The organism is Mesorhizobium sp. M7A.F.Ca.CA.002.05.1.1 (genome assembly GCF_003998335.1).
GTDB lineage: Bacteria > Pseudomonadota > Alphaproteobacteria > Rhizobiales > Rhizobiaceae > Mesorhizobium.
This window is the reverse complement of record NZ_RZQI01001606.1, coordinates 1-525: the sequence shown is the minus strand read 5'-3', so window position 1 is coordinate 525 and position 525 is coordinate 1. Positions and strand designations below refer to the sequence as shown.

The following is a 525-nucleotide window of genomic DNA, read 5'->3' as shown; positions in this document are numbered from 1 at the left end:
GGCCTTCGACACGCAGGTTGAAATTATAGGCGGCAAAGGCGCCGGCCGCCATGAAAGCAGCACTGCCAAGCGACACCTGGCCGGCATAGCCGGTCAGGATGTTCAAGCCCACGCCGGCAAGGCTGAGCGCCAGGAAAGGCAGCAGGATGGCCTCGAACAGATAGCTTGAGCCGATCAGCGGCACGACGCCGTAAGCGAAAGCGAGCAAAAGCACGGGCACGACCCATTTCGGCAGCACCGGCGCAGCGGCGAAATCGCTTGTTATCGCGGTCATCGTTCAGATCCTCTCGACGAGCTTCTGGCCGAACAGGCCGGAAGGGCGGATCAGCAGGAAGACGAGCGCGACGACATAGGCAAACCAGCTCTCTATGCCGCCGCCGAAATAGTCGCCGATATAGACTTCGGCGAGCTTCTCGCTGGCGCCGATCAAGAGGCCGCCGACGATGGCGCCGAGGATGGAATCGAAACCGCCGAGCACCAGCACCGGCAGCGCCTTGAGCACCACCAGCGACAGCGAGAACTGCA

General features: G+C 62.5%; 2 pseudogenes. Both read right to left on the bottom strand.

Annotation, left to right across the window (positions count from 1 at the left end):
• Positions 1–274 (bottom strand): annotated as a pseudogene (locus tag EN939_RS37310) (branched-chain amino acid ABC transporter permease); the annotation flags it as partial.
• Between the two features lie 3 nt (positions 275–277).
• Positions 278–525: pseudogene (locus tag EN939_RS37305) on the bottom strand (branched-chain amino acid ABC transporter permease); the annotation flags it as partial.